The organism is Pectobacterium versatile (genome assembly GCF_003932035.1).
GTDB lineage: Bacteria > Pseudomonadota > Gammaproteobacteria > Enterobacterales > Enterobacteriaceae > Pectobacterium > Pectobacterium versatile.
On sequence record NZ_CP034276.1, the window covers coordinates 1856017 to 1873284 of the forward strand.

Sequence of the window (17268 nt, forward strand, 5' to 3'; positions counted from 1 at the left end):
ATAATCGTGCGCGACTGGATAGACGTTATGAATGACGCTCATAAATCATTGGTGATTTATAGCGGGAAAGGGGCGCCGGCGCCCCGAATTCAAAAGGTGCATGTCTGATCTGTTATCGGGCGGCCTGTTTCCACTTTGGTAGTCGGGTAAATGCGATGGCGACAAGCACCATAGCGCCAGCCAGAAAGAAGGTGAGCTGCATGCCATTCGCGAGGGAAGCAGGTGCAGCATGGGTAAAGTCTTCCGTTCCGACCCCTAAAGCGAAAACCTGCCCCATGATCGAGGCACCGGCGATCAACCCAATATTGCGCGACAGGTTAAGCAGGCCAGAGACGGTACCGCGCTGGTTCCCGGGAACCTCGGCAAGGGTGGCGGTGTTGTTGGCCGCCTGAAAGAGCTGGTAGCCCGGTGTCAGGACAATAATGGCAAGAATGTATCCCGTGACGCCGAGCAGATTGGGCAAGATCGCCAGCATAAAGGTGCCAGTAACCACGAGAGAGAGTCCGGCGGTGAGAGCCCGTCTAAACCCCCAGGTATCAACCAGTCGCCCTGATGGAATCCCGCTAAAGGTCGCAACGGCAGGGCCAATGGCCATCACCAATCCCACCAGCGTTTCCTTCAGTCCAAGACCTAGGCCAAGATAGTAGGGGCCGACGATTAGCGTCGTCATAATAACGGCAGTGACGGCCGCATTGATCGTGAGATTCGACAGCAGCGTGGTGTTCCGCAACGATAATCCCCCTGAGTGCGACGCTTTTTCCTTCACCTGCGTGGCTGGCAGTAGAGTAAAGGCCATGAAAAGAACGATCGTGACCAGCGGGATTTGTATCCAGAACAGGCTACGCCATCCTGCTATCGCAAGAAGGAACCCTCCGACAGAAGGGCCAAGCGCGGTACCGAGTGCGGATACTGTTCCCACTATCCCCATTGCTCGCCCGACATGCTTCTCACCGGCTGTTTGCCTCAGCAGTGCCATGCCGAGCGTCATCAGGAAGGCCGCGCCGATCCCCTGAAGTGCTCTTGCCGCGATAAGTTGCCACAGCTGGGGGGCAATGGCGCATAGCAGCGAAGCGATGGCGAAGAGCCCAAGACCTGTGATGAACACGGGCTTCAGCCCATAGCGATCGCCAAGGCGACCCGCGATCACAACCGAAAGCGCCATGGCCGCAAGATAGGCGATGACAACGGCTTGCACCTGCGCGAAGGGCGCTGAAAATACCGCTGTCAGCGTCGGAAGGGCAATATTGGCAATACTTGTTCCCAGAGAAGCCGACAGTATTGCGAGTGCCAGTGTGAGGGTGATCCCCGGTTTGGCCTGATCTGGTTCGTCCGGTTGGTTAATTGTCATTTTTTATCCTTGTCAGAATGTGGGTTCCAGAGCATGCTACGAATTAAAGTCGACTTGAGGTCAAGCATGAAATTTCTGGATATAGGTGAAATCGCAGAGAAGAGTGGGATCAAGCCTTCCGCGCTGCGTTATTACGAGGAGATTGGGCTGATTGCTTCGGTGTCCCGGAATGGGCTCCGGCGGCAGTTTCCTGCTGACGTGCTGCTGCAACTCAGGCTGATTACGATGGGGAAATCGGCGGGGTTTTCACTGCAAGAAATCGCCGGAATGTTTAACAAGGATGGGATGCCGGATTTGCCCCGCACCACGCTGCATCAGAAGGCCGACGACATCGATCGGCAAATCCATGAGTTGACGATATTGCGCGACACGCTGCGGCACGTCGCCGACTGTTCTGCGCCATCGCATATGGAGTGTCCGACGTTCAGGAAGCTCGTTGAGACCACGCATCGAAGGGGCCAGATTCAGGATAAAACGCGTAAATCAGCCACGCGAAAGGTGCCTCAGAAGACGAAAAAATAAAGCGCAATCCGCTGGCCGTGGCGAATGTTCTTATGCTGGCGGACCCGCATACACCGGATATGCAACCGGTTTCTTATTGCTGTTCATGTCCTCTTTTTTCCTCTAGAATTTCTGCCATTCGGGCCGCGCTGAATCAAATCAACATCAGGCAGACCCACCACATTAAAGAATCATCATCGATAAATAATCAGCATTGATAAAGGATAAGTGCCATGAGCGAAAGATTTCCGCACGGCTTTATGTGGGGCGGGGCAACTGCAGCGAATCAGGTCGAAGGGGCCTACAATATCGACGGCAAAGGGTTGTCGATTGTGGATGCTATTCCCGGTGGTAAAGCGCGTTTAAACATCGTGGCTTCCGACGCGTTTGACTTCACGCTGGATGAACAGCGTTACACCTATCCTAACCATAAAGGCATCGATCACTATCATCGCTTTCGTGAGGATATTGCGCTGTTTGCCGAGATGGGCTTCAAATGCTATCGCTTTTCTATTGCCTGGACGCGCATCTACCCGAACGGCGTTGAGCTGCAGCCCAATGAAGCGGGGCTGAGTCACTACGAACAGGTGATTGATACCTGCATCGCCCACGGCATTGAGCCCGTAATTACGATCTCTCACTATGAGATGCCGCTGCATCTTGCCACCGTCTTCGGCGGCTGGAAAAACCGTGAGTTAATTGGTCACTTCGAGCGTTTTGCCCGCACGGTGCTGGAGCGCTTCGGCCACAAAGTGAAGTACTGGATGACCTTTAACGAGATCAATAGTGCTGCCCATTTCCCAATCATGAGTCAGGGGCTGACGGTACAAACCGGCGCACTGGAGCCACAGGCGAAGTTCCAGGCGTGGCATAACCAGTTTGTTGCCAGCAGTCTGGCGGTGAAAATTGCGCATGAGACCAATCCGCAGATCCAGATTGGCTGCATGATTCTGTTTGCCACTAACTACGCTTATGACTGTAACCCCATCAATCAGTTGGCGGCGCTGAAAGAGACTCAGTCATTTAACTTTTACTGCGCGGATGTGCAGGCGGGCGGGAAATATCCCTACTACGCGAAAAGCCTGTGGCAGTCGCTGGGCGTCACGCTGGATATTCAGCCGGGGGATCTGGAGCTGATTAAACAGCACACCGTCGACTATATCGGCTTCAGCTACTACATGTCTTCCACCACCTACAAAACTGACCCGGATGCGGCGGCAGCCCACGGCAACCTACTGGGCGGGGCGCGTAATCCGTTTCTGGAAGCCAGTGAGTGGGGCTGGGAAATTGATCCCGTGGGGCTGCGAATTGCGCTCAACCAACTGTACGACCGCTACGAAAAGCCGTTGTTTATCGTCGAAAACGGGTTGGGTGCGGTGGATAAGCCAGATGAAGATCGCTATATCGCCGATGACTATCGCATCAACTATCTGCGTCAGCATATTGAAGCAATGGCAGACGCGATTGCTGACGGCGTCGAACTGATGGGCTACACCCCGTGGGGCTGCATCGATCTGGTCAGCATGTCTACCGGCGAGATGAGCAAACGCTACGGCTTTATCTACGTCGATCTGGATGACACGATCTCCGGTAGCGGCAACCGCTATAAGAAGAAATCGTTCCACTGGTATCAGAAAGTGATTGCCACTAACGGTGGTGATGTCAGCTAAATGGATCTTTCCCGATGCTGAGGGAATTGGCATCGGGAATGTTCCTTCGCATACCCGAAATTTATCATCAATACTTAACCCAAAGACGTAGTCTGCGCAGGCATTGTGCTTTACACTGCGCGCTGCAAAAACTGAGTAGATAAACGATTAAGTAGGCGGTAATGGCGATGAACGGAACGATCACAACCTGGTTTAAAGATAAGGGCTTTGGATTTATCAAAGATGAAAACGGTGAGAACCGGTATTTTCATGTGATTAAGGTCGCCAACCCCGATCTGATTAAGAAAGATGCGGCGGTCACTTTCGAACCCACGACGAATAACAAGGGGTTGTCAGCTTATGCTGTGAAAGTGGTACCGGAAAGCAAATACATCTATATCGCGGGCGAGCGCATTAAGCTCACGTCGATCAAATCTTATCTGGTTTACAGTGAAGAAGTGCCTGCCGATATTCGCATTGATAAAGAAAATACGGTGCTGTCTGTGGGGGCTCTGATGGGTAGCATCAGGCCGAAGTCAGCCACTAAACCTGGTGACATGCGCTCCCTGAAAAAATTGGCAATCACTACCTTCCAGGGAACGACGTTAATCTTCTCGGAAGATGAGATCGACGTGGATGCCACGGTGAAACTGCTCAAGGTCTGAAATCATTCGGACTGACTCAGTGCCGAAATCCTGCGTCATGCATAAGCAGAATTTCGGCATTGTTTCTGCTAGACCCCTCCAAACTCACCCCACACAGCGATCGGCCCCTGCAACCTGGTGCAGCCTCAAAAATTACAGGTATAATCCCATATATTATTCAACGGGTTTAGGAACGAAGATGACAAAGCTCACTTTACAAGAGCAGATGCTAAAAGCTGGATTAGTGACCAGCAAAAAAATGGCCAAAGTTCAAAGAACGGCTAAAAAGTCACGGGTTCAGGCTCGTGAGGCAAGAGAGGCTGTGGAAGAAAATAAAAAAGCACAGCTTGAGCGTGATAAACAGCTAAGTGAACAACAAAAACAAGCGGCTTTATCTAAAGAGTATAAAGCTCAGGTGAAGCAACTTATTGAAATGAATAGAATCACTATTTCAAAAGGCGATATTGACTTTAACTTCACCGATAATAATTTAATTAAGAAAATAACGGTGGATAAGCTGACTCAAGCTCAGCTAATTAGCGGTCGTCTCGCCATTGCTCGTTTGATGGTTGATAGCAGCGGTGAGAATCAATACGTTATTATCCCTGCGAGCGTAGCCGATAAAATTGCGCAGCGAGATGCGAACAGTATTGTATTAAATAGTGCGCTGAGTCAGGAAGAGCAGGATGAAGACGATCCATATGCTGATTTTAAAGTGCCTGATGATTTAATGTGGTAATTAACGTTTTTGCCAATCCTTATCGATGAAAAGCCCTTCGGGGCTTTTCATGAAGACACTATGTTCAGCCAGTTCATGTAACAACGCAGTGTTATTCTGAACATCTTTGCGACCAGCCGATCGGATTACATCTTTTATCTTCCGCGCTTTTTATCACCTCTACGTTAGTATCTTTTTGCTGTTCTGGATAAACACAGACGTGATCGTCAACGTGTTGCGTGGCGGGATAGAGAAAATGGTCGTCCGATTTTCGGTTGTGGGCACTTCGTGGAGTGCTCTAGAGTCATCCTGTACATTACAACAGGATATCATCATGAACTTCACTGAACTTCATAATCAGAACAAACCATTACTCATCGCGAATGTCTGGGATGCTGGCAGTGCTATTGCCGCTCAAGAGGCGGGTTATCAGGCTCTGGGTACATCAAGCGCAGCAATTGCTGCAATGTTAGGTTATGAAGACGGAGAAGCAATGTCATTTGATGAATTGTTTTATGTCGTCACTCGTATCAAATTCGCCACTCACCTTCCATTAAGCGTTGATGTTGAAGCGGGGTTTGGCAGAACAGCAAGCGAGATAACTGATAATCTTAAGCGTCTCGTTCAACTCGGGGTGGTTGGTGTCAACCTTGAGGACAGCAGAGTCGTTAAGGGTGTCCGACAACTTGATGATGCAATGGCATTTGCCAGCATGTTAAAAGAGATTCGCAATATGTTGGTCATGGAGAGCGATCAATTATTTCTGAATATTCGAACCGACACTTTTCTTCTCGGTCATCATCAGGCTTTGCAGGAAACGCTATTACGCGGCCGGTTATATCAAGAGTCCGGTGCTGATGGTCTTTTTGTGCCGTGCCTCACGTCTGAAAATGATATTGAGACCCTTTCCCGGGAGATTAATTTGCCACTCAACGTCATGTGCATGCCCGAACTCCCGTCTTTCAACAGGCTGGGAAAACTAGGCGTAAGACGTATCTCGATGGGGAATTTTGTTCATTCAGCAATGCAATCAAAGCTTAAAGATTTAATGTTAATTATCCAGTCACAACAGTCATTTTCAGGAGTTTTTTAATGAAAGTTCTCGATAATGACCTGTGTGATGTCTGGTATAAGGCTCTACTTGAACGTTCTCCAGAGTATACGGGTGTGTTTTTTGTTGGCGTAAGAACGACTGGCGTATTTTGTATTTCTATCTGTCGGGCACGAAAACCGAAACGTGAAAATGTTGAGTTTTATAAAGAGGTTAAATCTGCTCTGGATGCGGGATTTCGTCCCTGCAAGGTGTGCAGACCAACAGAAAATGCACATAGTGCACCGCCTTTAATTGAACACGCGCTGGCACTCGTTCGTGCCAACCCTAAAACACGCATAAGCGATGCCGATCTTCGTAAGCACGAGATCAGCCCAGAGCGGGTGCGGCGATGGTTTCTGCAAAATCACGGCATTACCTTTCAGGCTTTTCAGCGTATGCAGCGGGTGAATATCGCACTTCAGGAACTGAAAGGTGGCCGTACTGCTACTGAGGTAGCTTTTGATAGCGGCTACGAGTCACTGAGTGGTTTTGGTTATACCTATAAACGGCTCACGGGCGGTAGCCCAACCGAACAGAGCCAGGTGATTATGCTTCACCGTTTTACCACGCTGCTCGGCCCCATGTTTGTCTGTGCCACCGAGCGTGGTGTTTGTCTGCTGGAGTTTACTGACCGGCGAATGCTGGAGACCGAATTTCGCGATCTTCAGCGCTTGCTCAAGGCTCGAATAATGTCGGGTGAAAATAATCATACTCGGCAAACAGAAAAAGAGATTGGCGAATATTTTTCCGGAACGCGCCAACAGTTTACTCTCGCGCTTGATACCCCCGGCAGTGATTTTCAGCGTATGGTCTGGCAGGAATTACGTGCTGTTCCTTATGGTCAAACCTCTCACTACCAAGCGCTTTCCAGTCTAATAGGGAAACCCAATGCCGTACGAGCGGTGGCGGCTGCAAATGGTGCAAACCGCGTGGCAATCGTCATTCCATGTCACAGAATTATCGGCAAAGATGGTGCGATGACAGGTTATGGCGGCGGTGTTGCACGTAAGGAGTGGCTCATTGAGCATGAAAAAACAGTGCTTATTCCTTTGGAATCGTAAAAGGTATGTCAAACACTTGAGAGCGTTAATCAATACGCATCACCTTACCTTTATTTACGCTCTTCATATTTGCTGGGTTTATGCTGATAGAGTAATTCGTCTGCTTTCAGCATAGCCACTTCCAGCGTGTCGCCCTGATGTAGCTGATGAGCGCCCCAGGAAAAGGCCACCAGTTTTTCTTTATCAATGGTGAGCAAATACTCTTGCGCACGGGCAATGACGTCACGGGATTTTGTCAGCGAATAATCAATAAGGACCAAACAGAATTCATCTCCCCCAAGCCGTATGCCGTAATCACTTTTGCGAATGGCATTCCCCAGCGCTAAACCTAAGATATTTTCCGTTTTTCCAACTGCCACTGTATGGATGACAAAAAATGAAATAAGAATGGTATTATCCAGACCAGATGATACGAGCATCAACAGACATAGACCTTAACCCTTGGGGACGACTTATGAGCAATGAAGTACCGCTTAAATTTTATGACATCACGGATGAGTATTCGACGGAATCTGAAAAACCGGTGAGCGAGTCGGAACGTGACGCTCTGGCGCGCTATTTCCAACTGCTGATCACCCGCTTAATGAATAACGAAGAGATCAGTGAAGAGTCGCAGAAAGAGATGGCCAGTGAGGCCGGTATTGATGAGCATCGTATTGATGATATCGCGACGTTCCTGAATCAATGGGGCAATGAGTAGTGCTTGTTGAGAGCCTTTTGAACAGGATGCGAGGTGAGTGGTGTTGTGTCCACGTCCCATTTAGCTGACCGTCATAAGAGGCTAAAAAAATCCCGCCTAAGTTTCCTGAGCGGGATTTCTACATTTGGTTTCCTGACTGGGGCAGGTTAGGGCAGCGAACGTATTTTATCTATGCCATGTACTGACCTGTTTGTGGCAGTAACTGATAAACCCATGCGATGTTATTTAGCCAAGAGTTCTCTTCGGACGATTTCCGCACCCGCACTTAACGCATTGAGTTTGCCTCTTGCGACGCGGCGAGATAAAGGGGTCATGCCACAGTTGGTAGAAGGATAAAGCTTGTCGGCATCCACAAACTGAAGCGCTTTACGTAGCGTATCGGCGACTTCCTCTGGTGTCTCAATGGTGTTGGTTGCCACGTCAATGGCGCCTACCATCACTTTTTTACCGCGAATGAGTTCAATGAGATCCATTGGAACACGAGAGTTCTGACATTCCAGTGAAATGATATCGATAGCCGATTTTTGCAGCTTAGGAAAAATTTCTTCATATTGCCGCCACTCGGAGCCCAGCGTCTTTTTCCAATCGGTATTCGCTTTGATGCCATAGCCATAGCAAATATGCACCGCAGTTTCACATTTAAGCCCTTCAACGGCTCTTTCTAAAGCGGCAATTCCCCAATCATTCACCTCATCAAAGAAAACATTAAATGCAGGCTCATCAAATTGGATAATATCGACACCCGCAGCCTCTAACTCTTTGGCTTCTTGATTGAGAATTTTGGCGAATTCCCAGGCGAGTTTTTCACGGCTCTTATAGTGGCTATCATAGAGCGTATCGATCATTGTCATGGGACCCGGTAACGCCCATTTAATGGGTTGCGTGGTTTGCTGACGTAAAAACTTGGCATCTTCAACAAAAACGGGCTTTTGGCGAACCACGGCACCAATGACTGTCGGTACACTCGCATCATAGCGATTGCGGATTTTAACGATCTCACGTTTCTCAAAATCAACACCGCTGAGGTGCTCAATAAACGTCGTGACAAAATGTTGGCGCGTCTGCTCGCCATCACTGACAATATCAATCCCTGCCTGTTGTTGATCTGCCAGGCTCAAACGTAGCGCATCTTGTTTGCCCTCAATCAATTCATCGCCTTGCAATTTCCAAGGTGACCACAGTGTCTCAGGCTGTGCCAGCCAAGAGGGTTTCGGTAAGCTGCCAGCCGTTGAGGTGGGTAACAATATTTTCATAATAATCGGTGACCTTTTGTGTTTGGTTAATCAAAGAACGTAATTAGCAGACCATTGCTCAAGAATAGCTTGGTATGGTTTGATGAAGTTTTTCTCAGTAAACTTTCCCTGCTCGATAGCCAACAGGCTACGTTCTTCTCGATCGTAAACAATTTGAGTGAATGAATGATCCTGATGGTTCAGGCTTGGCTGATAGCACAGACCTGCTGCAGAATTCGCATTGTAAATCTCAGGTCGGTAAATCTTTTGAAAAGTCTCCATCGTGCTGATGGTACTGATCAGCTCAAGATTCGTATAATCACTCAATAAATCACCAGAAAAATAGAAAGCCAAAGGCGCGACACTATTTGGCGGCATAAAATAACGAGCCTGCAACCCCATTTTATGGAAGTATTGATCGGTCAATGAATATTCATCTTGCTGATATTCGACACCTAATACGGGATGCTGATTTCCAGTCCGATGGTAGGTGTTTTTACTTGAAACACTTAGGCATATAACCGGTGCTTTACTAAAAGTATCTTTATAAGCATTTGAATTAACGAAGCATTTAAATAGATTTCCATGCAGCTCGCCAAAGCTGTCTGGGGTGCTAAATCCGGGGTGATTCTTATTATGATCTGCCAGTAATACGCTAAAATCATAATCTCGCACGTAGGAGGAGAAATTGTTTCCTACAATGCCGTCAATGCGCTCGTTAGTTTTTTTATCAACGATATTCGTTTTCAATATTTCAATGACTGGGAAGCTGTTGCCATTGCCTTCAATATCAACCTCAACGGAAATGATATCAAGTTCTACAGAATAGCGATCGCTTTTAGGGTTATCCCAATGCGCCAGGGAATTGAAACGATTGTCGATCATCGTTAACGCGTTGCGCAAGTTCTCCTGGCGGTTCTTTCCTCTCGCCAAGTTCGCAAAGTTGGTCGTGATACGCGTGTTTTCAGAGGGGTTATAATTTTCATCGAAACACGTGTTCTTAATCGTAAAGGTAAAATTCTTATTCATCGCGATCTGGCATCCTAATTCTTGATATAACACCTGAATTTATTGCTTGTTTTTCCAAGGTTTTCAGGTCTTACAATTTTGCAGGTTTCGTATTGTCTATAGTAGTGCACAATTTATGCCAGAGTCATTGCGTGAGTAAAAGTGATTTAATTTCAATAGACATGAACCATCTTCATGACTTGATGTATGGTCTGGATCGGCGCTGTTGCAGTGAACCCTGTTAAATAATATTTATACTTTTAATTCAACTGGTTACCTGTGAATAACTCCATAACCTTATGGTAAGACTAAAAAGGAAAAGCTCGTCCTGCCTTTTGCTCTTAAGAGGCTAAACTGTCCTCGTTTAGTTTCTTGTAAGGCGAGTGTTGCTGTATTCGCTTCAACCTTAGCCAACTATCATACGATGCTAAAACAAAAATCCAGCTTCGGTTTCCTGACGCGGGATTCTTAAATTTGGTCCCTTGCTGGGGGCAGGTTAGGGCAGGGAACGTAGCTTATCTATCCCGCGTACTGGCCTGTTTGTGGCTGCAGCTGATAAACCCATGCTGTAACCTGCTGGTCTTCCGCTGTAGTAACCACAACCTCAACGCGATCGTAGCCGTCTTCAAACTCATCCAGCATTGGCCAGTGCGCCTCAAGATTAGCGGACAAAAACAGGTAACCGTTGACGCGCGGCCCGTGATCATCCAGCACGATCCCCGGAAAATCCGCAGCAGCGCCCCAGCCACGCTCATAAAACGTGCCTGTCACGTAACCCGGCAGCCAGTCTCCACCGATGTTTTCCAAAATATAGGCATTTTCGTGACCCGGACGCAGCGTCCCGTAGACAAACAAGCGTTCCATTTTCCCTCGTCAATCAAAACAATGAATACCCAACGGGTGAAGAATAATGCTCACGTTAGGGTTTAATAAAGCGGTTCGCAACAGGTTCTGCCATTTTGTATTGACCTCCAACAATCCTTTAAAGCCAGATTTCCGAAAATATCGAATATCCATACTTTTGCATGGCTTTGTCAATGTTACTGCCTGAGTCGCAGGGGTAAGATTAGTGGGAGGGTACTGTTGGTCGGTGCGGAAGCCGCTGACGCTGATTGATTTTTGTAGTCAGGCGCTTGCCGACATGAGTCGCGCTGAACTGCGGAGGCTAATTCGCTCTGGAGCAGTAAGGATCAATACGCATAAAGAAACTGATGAACGGGCAATGATTAATCCAGAACCCGGCATGCTTCTCTGGTTGGGTAAACATCACCGTTTCATCGTCAGATAGGTGCTGACATCTATCTTGATTATTGGTTTTTCGGCGAAGCGTTGACGTTAAGAAAAATACTGGCGTGCGTGGTGATTGTCACCGGCGCACTGATTATGGGTTAAGCGAATCAGGAGAGCTACCGATGTCTGACTATCCGACTATTGCGCTGATTGGGCCTGGTGCGATTGGTACGACCATCGCTGCGGCACTGCATGAAGTGGGTCGCACGCCGCTACTTTGCGGGCGCTCCGCACATTCAACGTTACTTTTGCGTCACGATGGGGGCGAAATTGTTGTACCAGGTCCGGTGTTAAGCGATCCGACGGCGATCGACCATCCTTTCAATCTGGTTTTTGTCGCAGTGAAAACTACCCAAAACGTCGACAGCGCCGGATGGCTGAGTGCGTTATGCGATGAAAATACGGTGGTCTGCGTTCTGCAAAACGGCGTCGAACAGAAAGCCCAGCTTGAACCTTGGGTCAATGGAGCAACGGTGTTGCCTTCAGTGGTCTGGTTTCCGGCTCAGCGCGAGCCGGATGCTTCAGTCTGGCTGCGCGCCAAACCGCGTCTGACGCTGCCGGATGTCCCACAGGCAAAACGGGTGATTGATGCGCTGAGCGGCACGTGCTGCGCGGTTGAGTTGTCTGCGGATTTTTTATCCGTCGCATGGCGCAAACTGCTGCAAAATGCGGTCGCAGGCCTGATGGTGCTAGCGAATCGCCGCGCCGGAATGTTTTCGCGTGAGGATATCAAAGCGCTGGCTCTGGCGTATCTGCGCGAGTGTCTTGCTGTCGCCCGTGCCGAGGGAGCCGTGCTGGACGATGGGGTTGCGCAGGAAATCGTGGATAATTTTCAACGTGCGCCTGCCGATTTAGGCACATCTATTCTCGCTGACCGTCAGGCCAATCGCCCGATGGAGTGGGATATCCGCAACGGCGTGATACAGCGCTACGGCCATGCTCACGGCATTCCCGTTCCTATTAGTGATGTGCTGGTTCCCCTGCTGGCGGCCGGCAGTGAAGGACCGGGTTAACGCGAACCGGAATGCTTTTCACATGAATTTATTGAATTAAGTGACAAATAACAAAAATCCCGCTTAAGTTTCCTTAAGCGGGATTTTCTAAATCTGGCTCCCTGACTGGGATCGCCTTTGCCAGTAACTGGCTAATAAGTAAGCCAAATCTGAATTACCTTTCTGTCAAGACCACCATAATGACCACCAATTTAGCTCGAGTTGAACATATAGCGAGTTAGCTTTTTAAGCTTCACTACCCCATATATTTTTTGCAAAACTAGCTAACTCTTTCGCTCTGACGGGTTCCCAGCCGTTATTGACCGCGAATTGTCTGATTTCTTCTTCTGTTGCTCTAAATCCTTGCTTTTTTAGGCTAGTAAAAATTCGTTTTGCCATGTCTTTATCTGATGTATGACTAAGCCCTGTTGCCATGTACAGAAAAGTTTTTAGGAATATTAAAATCTAGCTGAATGCTGTTACCCAAATCGATCTTTTGGTCTTTTAGCAAAGCTTTTACCGCTTGCTCGCCGAGAAATGTTGCAATATCAGAGTGAGAAAATGTTCCTTTTGCAGGAAACAGCAATGTGATTCGCTGCAACCCTGCATCTTTGCATAGATGATAGGCTTTGCTTATGGCTAGCTTTATATTGTTCTGATTTGAACCGTTGTTCTCTATCAAAAATCTGGGCACTGACATATGAGCTCCTTTTACTAAGAGTTTAGTCTCCAATATTCCCAGTGCGGTTCACTACGCCTTAAAACCCGGTTTACCATTAGCCTGACGCCATTCTTTTACTTCCTGAACAATACTTTCTGGACTATCATCTTTCCCGTCCTCTGGATAGAAGATAAGGTCAGAACCTGAAGGATGTTCAGCAAGGCGTCTAAATTCTCTGACCAGCCGATTATCATCCTCTTCTGTTGGACCTTCTGCTCTTTAGATTTTACGGACTAAATCTAAAAATTCTCTTTCTGAATAATCAGATAATGTTTTTTATCGCTCATATTATCTACTCTGCCTTGTTGAATGAATTTCGATATGACGCTTTGGAGTAGTTATCCCCATATTATTTACGTTGTAAAAGAGAATGGTTCTCTTAAGCGCGATATATACCGTGTCGTTAGTAAATACCTAAACATTGAGGTTAATCCATACTTTATTTACTTGAGGAATATTTCCTTAATTGTTTCATGTCACGGAGTGGTGGTGAACCAAACAGTCGGGTATATTCACGGCTGAATTGGGATGCGCTTTCATATCCGACACGAACGGCAGCGCTGTTCGCATCAAGGCTTTCGTTCATCATTAACTGTCGAGCTTCCTGTAATCGCAAATTCTTTAAATATTGCAGGGGGCTCATATCGGTTAGCGATCGAAAGTGCTGACGAAAGGCCGAAGGGCTCATATACGCTTTGGCGGCCAATTCTTCCATAGATAGATCCTGTGTGAAATTGAGCTTCAGCCATGATAGGACTTTGGCAATTTGTTGCCCCGGTGACCCCTGTGTGACGAGGTGTCGTAATGTTGGGCCATGTTGTCCGTGTAGTAATCGCGCGGTTATCTCCTGCTGAATCAAAGGGGCAATGTGGGGAAGTAGCGTGCGATCACTCAATAGCCGAATGAGGCGACAGATGGCCTCGAGAAGGTTCTCATCAAGTTCAACTACCGATATTGCACTGGTGCTGCATGCTTTTGTTGTATGGGAAAAATCCATGTCGGCCACCAGTTGAGAGATAAGCCGAGCATCCAGATCCAGACGTATTCCTAGATAAGGTTCTTCTGTGCTGGCTTGAGTGACATAGGAGACAACCGGTAAATCAACTGAGGTGACAAGGGATTGCCCTGGCCCATAGTCGAAGATTTTATCGCCGAGTGTTACCCGTTTCCCACCCTGAACGGTGATGCCTAGTCCCAGTCCATAGATACAAGGCATGGGAGAGGTGGCGGCGCTTCTGCGATAAACTGAGAGTGCGGGAATTGCCGTTTCGTAATCACCGTCAGTGTCTGCCATGTCTGCTACCAACGCTGCCAATGTTGCACTGCTGTTTTGAGTTAGCATTTGTGCCTCCCATTTTCGTACGGTTTTCCCGCGTGTTCAGTGATGAAAAAGTCTAACATCGTTCGGTAAATATATTGCTGATATTGATAGCTGCTAATCGAATTAGGCAAAAAATTAATCATATCTGGCAAACGTGAGTTTCACTCACCGAGCCATACTATCTGCCTACAATTGCTGTCTTTCGCGCACATCTCAAAGCAATAAAACGCAGGAAACATTATGAAGAACGTATTGATCATCAACGCACATCAGTTCTATGAAGGAATTTCGTCAGGGAGCTTAAACAAAGCATTAGTCGGCGTGATTCAGGAGGAAATGGAAAAGCGTGGTTACACGGTGAAGCTGACTGATATTGAGCGAGGCTATGACATTAATGAAGAAGTTGAAAAACATCTTTGGGCCGACATCATTATTACCCAATCTCCCGTGTACTGGTTCAGTACGCCCTGGATTTACAAGAAGTACGTCGATGAAGTCTTTACTGCTGGTCTTATGCAACAGAGTTTTCTGGTGGATGATGGCAGAACACGGCAAGATCCAAGTCGACAATATGGTACGGGTGGGAAAATGCAGGGTAAGCAATACATGCTCTCACTGACGTGGAACGCCCCGAAAGAGGCCTTTGATGACAGCCGCCAGATCTTATTTACCGGAAAGTCGGTGGATGATGTGTTCGCTTACAATACGGCTAACTACAAATTTTGCGGCGTCGAACCGGTGTCGTCATTTTCGTGTTTTGATGTAATGAAAGCACCAGAAATCACTAAAGACATCGAAAGATTGAAAGAACATTTGGCGCATGTTTTTTCCTAAAATAGAGATCTGATTTTATTACCGCACCACATATTATGGGCTGGTTGATTTTTATAGCACTCATTTCTACTAGTTGGTTGCATTAATTTTTTAGAGACAGGGGGGGCTAATGAACCAATTTCCCCTGGCTCTTAATAAATTTTTGTTATCGATAAATAAACGTTAATTGACCCAATATGACTCTGTTCGCGAGATATTGTTGAATATTTAATTTCATCGAAAGGAATAAAGAGATGACAAAAATTCTGCACATTGATGCCAGTGCACGCCCTGGTTTAGGGGGGATTGATTTACACGGTTCTTATAGTCGCCGCCTTACCCATGATTTCGTGAAGCATTGGTTATCACGTCAGCCAGAGGCTCATGTACGCTATCGTGATGTAGGGCTGCAACCACCCGACCATGTGAACCATTCATGGATTGAAGCCGCGTTCGGATCGGGCCTTGATCCCGCAGAAACTGCCCGCGTGTTGGAAAAAAGTAATGAGCTGGTCAATGAATTACTGTGGGCCGATGTGCTGGTTTTGGGTGTTCCTATGTACAATTTTGGTATGCCGTCTAGCTTGAAAGCGTGGATCGATAACATTGTACGGTTGGGGCAGACATTGTTTTATACTCCCGATGCTGCTGGGCATCCTTTTACAGGGGCCTTTGCTGAACGAAGACTGCCAGTTGTACTTCTGTCTTCACGCGGGGATCATGGAATGGATCCTGGTGGGGAGTATGCCCATATGAATCACCTTGATCCTGCGATAAAGACGGCACTGGGCTTTATTGGCATCAATGAAGTTCATAGTATTGCTATCGAACATCAATCGGAAGGTGGGGAAGCCTTATCTCATTCCCTACAGAGTGCTCTATTGCGTACGACAGATTTGGCTGAAACGCTGTTGGCGGCACGCGGAGTCTGAGATTTTTAGGGTATATCGCGTTTGAGACAAACCGTTGTGCTGCAACATCTTTTGCAGCACAACATAGGGATTCAACCGTTGCAATGGTCGAGTGAGGCAGCGGTGGCTTTTAGAGTCCAACCATTTTCATTCCGCTTTCCGGAAGACGTTCTCCTACCACTGATATCGTTGATACGGCTTCGTCGATTTCCATCCTGTCTTCAACAGTGAGCCCAACGCTGGCCGAGCCCAGATTTTCTTTCAATCTGTGTGGCTTAGTTGTGCCTGGTATGGGAACAATCCATGGTTTTTGAGCAAGCAACCAGGCTAGCGCTAATTGTGCTGGAGTTATTCCTTTACGCAGAGCAAGCGTTTTTAACACGTCGACCAGAACAGAATTAGCTTTGCGCGCTTCAGGTGAAAAACGAGGAACCGCAGTGCGAAAATCGGAGCGTTCGAACGGCGTATTCTCATCAATCTTTCCGGTGAGAAAGCCTGCGCCTAGAGGGCTGAAAGGGACGAAGCCAATACCGAGCTCTTCGAGAACAGGCAATATTTCATTTTCAACGCCTCGGTAAAACAGTGAATATTCACTCTGAACCGCAGCCACAGGAAGGACTGCATGGGCGCGGCGGATTGTTTGTGGCCCTGCTTCAGAAAGGCCAAAATGTTTGACCTTGCCTTCAATAACCAGATCTTTAACCGTGCCTGCGACATCTTCTATCGGCACGTTTGGATCAACACGATGCTGATAGAGTAGATCAATCCTATCGGTTCTCAGCCGTTTTAGCGATGCTTCTACAACAAGCCTGATGTGTTCGGGGCGACTATTGAGTGTTCCGTGGCGATAGCCTGTCTCCTGATCGATGTCGAAACCAAATTTGGTTGCGATCACGATGTTGTCGCGGATTGGCGCAAGGGCTTCACCTACAAGCTCCTCATTAGTGAATGGGCCATAAACCTCCGCTGTATCGAAGAATGTGACGCCTTGATCGAATGCACTTCGGATGAGGCTAATGGCCTGTTGCTTATCTATTGCTGTTCCATAAGCGTGGTTTAGTCCCATACAGCCTAGCCCCAGGGTAGAGACTTCTAGCCCATTATTGCCCAGTATGCGTTTTTTCATTTTTCACCATTTCAGTATGTTGCGGGTAATTCTTATGTTGAGTCTAATCGTGTGATGAGGAGGACAATCCATATGGATTATCTTGGCTCAATTTGAAAGATGAGACTAGATAGTAAAATTTGCATGCTGTTATGAATTCT

Annotated in this window: 19 protein-coding genes and 1 pseudogene; 10 read left to right on the forward strand and 10 right to left on the reverse strand. The window is 47.6% G+C overall.

The features are described 5' to 3' along the window. Positions 1-112: 112 nt before the first annotated feature. A complete protein-coding gene (locus tag EIP93_RS08305) occupies positions 113-1348 on the reverse strand; it encodes an MFS transporter (protein ID WP_125232555.1) in 1236 nt (411 codons plus the stop codon). A gap of 66 nt (positions 1349-1414) precedes the next feature. Between EIP93_RS08305 and EIP93_RS08310 the strand changes: the two genes are divergently transcribed. The 6 genes from EIP93_RS08310 (at position 1415) to EIP93_RS08335 (ending at position 7014) form a co-directional block, all read left to right on the forward strand. Next, a complete protein-coding gene (locus EIP93_RS08310) occupies positions 1415-1870 on the forward strand; it encodes a helix-turn-helix domain-containing protein (RefSeq protein WP_040030942.1) in 456 nt (151 codons plus the stop codon). A gap of 212 nt (positions 1871-2082) precedes the next feature. Beyond that, on the forward strand, positions 2083-3519 hold the full coding sequence (locus EIP93_RS08315; protein WP_125232556.1) for a glycoside hydrolase family 1 protein: 1437 nt from the start codon (positions 2083-2085) through the stop codon (positions 3517-3519). A gap of 161 nt (positions 3520-3680) precedes the next feature. Continuing rightward, a complete protein-coding gene (locus tag EIP93_RS08320) occupies positions 3681-4163 on the forward strand; it encodes a cold-shock protein (RefSeq protein WP_040030778.1) in 483 nt (160 codons plus the stop codon). A 178-nt stretch (positions 4164-4341) separates the two neighbouring features. Continuing rightward, the gene (locus tag EIP93_RS08325; RefSeq protein WP_039506966.1) at positions 4342-4881 is read left to right on the forward strand and encodes a DUF2058 domain-containing protein; all 540 of its coding nucleotides are present in this window, start codon (positions 4342-4344) and stop codon (positions 4879-4881) included. A gap of 313 nt (positions 4882-5194) precedes the next feature. After that, positions 5195-5953: an isocitrate lyase/PEP mutase family protein gene (locus tag EIP93_RS08330; protein WP_103160597.1), complete on the forward strand. Its 759-nt coding sequence runs from the start codon at positions 5195-5197 to the stop codon at positions 5951-5953. Then, positions 5953-7014, forward strand: a complete 1062-nt coding sequence (locus EIP93_RS08335; protein ID WP_103971195.1) for a bifunctional transcriptional activator/DNA repair enzyme AdaA — start codon at positions 5953-5955, stop codon at positions 7012-7014. Before EIP93_RS08330 ends, EIP93_RS08335 begins: the two co-directional genes overlap by 1 nt. A 50-nt stretch (positions 7015-7064) precedes the next feature. Here the strand turns inward: EIP93_RS08335 and EIP93_RS08340 are convergent, their stop codons facing one another. Continuing rightward, positions 7065-7433 (reverse strand): diguanylate cyclase domain-containing protein, encoded by a 369-nt coding sequence (locus EIP93_RS08340; RefSeq protein ID WP_039492676.1) that lies wholly within the window; start codon positions 7431-7433, stop codon positions 7065-7067. A gap of 35 nt (positions 7434-7468) precedes the next feature. On the opposite strand from EIP93_RS08340, the gene EIP93_RS08345 reads away from it, so the two are divergent. Continuing rightward, positions 7469-7714 carry a YmjA family protein gene (locus EIP93_RS08345; RefSeq protein WP_039492675.1) on the forward strand — a complete coding sequence of 82 codons (246 nt, stop codon included), beginning with the start codon at positions 7469-7471 and terminating at the stop codon, positions 7712-7714. A 221-nt stretch (positions 7715-7935) separates the two neighbouring features. Here the strand turns inward: EIP93_RS08345 and EIP93_RS08350 are convergent, their stop codons facing one another. The 3 genes from EIP93_RS08350 to EIP93_RS08360 form a co-directional block, all read right to left on the reverse strand. After that, on the reverse strand, positions 7936-8967 hold the full coding sequence (locus EIP93_RS08350; RefSeq protein WP_039357231.1) for a methionine synthase: 1032 nt from the start codon (positions 8965-8967) through the stop codon (positions 7936-7938). 30 nt (positions 8968-8997) lie between these two features. Then, complete coding sequence (locus EIP93_RS08355) at positions 8998-9975, reverse strand: DUF1852 domain-containing protein (protein WP_125232557.1); 978 nt, start codon at positions 9973-9975, stop codon at positions 8998-9000. A 498-nt stretch (positions 9976-10473) separates the two neighbouring features. Next, on the reverse strand, positions 10474-10818 hold the full coding sequence (locus EIP93_RS08360) for a gamma-glutamylcyclotransferase family protein (protein ID WP_103941198.1): 345 nt from the start codon (positions 10816-10818) through the stop codon (positions 10474-10476). Between the two features lie 548 nt (positions 10819-11366). On the opposite strand from EIP93_RS08360, the gene EIP93_RS08370 reads away from it, so the two are divergent. Then, positions 11367-12257 (forward strand): oxidoreductase, encoded by an 891-nt coding sequence (locus EIP93_RS08370; RefSeq protein WP_103862002.1) that lies wholly within the window; start codon positions 11367-11369, stop codon positions 12255-12257. A gap of 225 nt (positions 12258-12482) precedes the next feature. Here the strand turns inward: EIP93_RS08370 and EIP93_RS22740 are convergent, their stop codons facing one another. The 4 genes and pseudogenes from EIP93_RS22740 to EIP93_RS08385 all read right to left on the reverse strand — a co-directional run bounded on the left by EIP93_RS22740 (position 12483) and on the right by EIP93_RS08385 (position 14299). Next, the gene (locus EIP93_RS22740) at positions 12483-12635 is read right to left on the reverse strand and encodes a hypothetical protein (protein WP_155278003.1); all 153 of its coding nucleotides are present in this window, start codon (positions 12633-12635) and stop codon (positions 12483-12485) included. Between the two features lie 19 nt (positions 12636-12654). Then, positions 12655-12936: a hypothetical protein gene (locus EIP93_RS08375; protein ID WP_039492666.1), complete on the reverse strand. Its 282-nt coding sequence runs from the start codon at positions 12934-12936 to the stop codon at positions 12655-12657. A 51-nt stretch (positions 12937-12987) separates the two neighbouring features. Beyond that, positions 12988-13182: pseudogene (locus EIP93_RS08380) on the reverse strand (bacteriocin immunity protein). Between the two features lie 214 nt (positions 13183-13396). Then, a complete protein-coding gene (locus EIP93_RS08385) occupies positions 13397-14299 on the reverse strand; it encodes an AraC family transcriptional regulator (RefSeq protein WP_039492664.1) in 903 nt (300 codons plus the stop codon). A 219-nt stretch (positions 14300-14518) separates the two neighbouring features. On the opposite strand from EIP93_RS08385, the gene EIP93_RS08390 reads away from it, so the two are divergent. Next, positions 14519-15112: an NAD(P)H-dependent oxidoreductase gene (locus tag EIP93_RS08390; RefSeq protein WP_103862001.1), complete on the forward strand. Its 594-nt coding sequence runs from the start codon at positions 14519-14521 to the stop codon at positions 15110-15112. A 233-nt stretch (positions 15113-15345) separates the two neighbouring features. Further along, complete coding sequence (locus EIP93_RS08395; RefSeq protein WP_039492660.1) at positions 15346-16023, forward strand: FMN-dependent NADH-azoreductase; 678 nt, start codon at positions 15346-15348, stop codon at positions 16021-16023. Between the two features lie 109 nt (positions 16024-16132). Here the strand turns inward: EIP93_RS08395 and EIP93_RS08400 are convergent, their stop codons facing one another. Further along, positions 16133-17128 (reverse strand): aldo/keto reductase, encoded by a 996-nt coding sequence (locus EIP93_RS08400; protein ID WP_039492658.1) that lies wholly within the window; start codon positions 17126-17128, stop codon positions 16133-16135. Between the last annotated feature and the right edge of the window lie 140 nt (positions 17129-17268).